At 46.3% G+C, this 843-nt stretch carries 2 protein-coding genes; both read left to right on the top strand.

What is annotated here, in order from left to right:
* Positions 1-533: flagellar motor protein (locus A3739_RS20140; protein ID WP_068502562.1), on the top strand; the 533-nt coding region annotated here is incomplete at its 5' end.
* 9 nt (positions 534-542) lie between these two features.
* A partial coding sequence (locus A3739_RS20135; protein WP_304440296.1) for a flagellar motor protein MotB occupies positions 543-843 on the top strand: 301 nt, incomplete at its 3' end.

Genomic DNA, 843 nt, shown 5'->3' with positions numbered 1-843 from the left:
ACGGTATTAATAAATTGCTGTCGTGGAGTGTTCGTGCGCGCAAAGATGGTTTGCTGGGTTTGGAGTCGGTTCTCCCAAAAGAACGCGAGTCTTTCTGCAAAAAAGGTCTTCAGCTCCTTGTTGATGGCGCTGAGCCTGAGTCGATTCAAAGCGTGCTAGAAGTCGATATGCTTGCGCGTGAGCAGCGGGACTTAGACTTGGCTAAAGTCTATGACTCGATGGCTGGATACTCGCCGACCATCGGTATCATTGGTGCTGTGCTTGGTCTGATTCACGTGATGAGTAATCTTGCCGATCCAAGCCAATTGGGCGCCGGCATCGCGACTGCCTTCGTCGCAACAATATACGGAGTGGGTTTAGCTAACTTAGTATTTCTTCCGATTGCGAACAAAATACGTCATAAGGTAGAGCATCAAACTCGCTATTACGAAATGGTGATTGATGGATTGGTATCGATCGCTGAAGGTGAAAATCCTCGTTCTTTGGAACTGAAGCTTAAGGGGTATTTACACCTCGAACATGCCAAGGTCTAGGGGACGACTATGCGTCGACAACGTCGTACTACCGCAGATGAAAATCATGATCGTTGGTTAGTATCCTACGCAGATTTTATAACGCTTTTGTTCGCATTCTTCGTTGTGATGTATTCGATCTCCTCGGTTAATGAGGGGAAGTATAAGGTCCTATCAGAAACGCTAGAGGGCGTCTTCAACACCCGTCAGAAAAGTCTAGAACCAATTCAAATTGGTGAGATTAGCCATAAGTCAGAAAGTTTTAGCAAAAGCGAAGGTCTGAACCCTCTACTGGTAGGTCGTCATGAACGTTACGAATCGAACAAAGACA

It is taken from the genome of Oleiphilus sp. HI0067, assembly GCF_001635735.1.
This window is presented reverse-complemented; position numbering and strand designations above follow the sequence as displayed.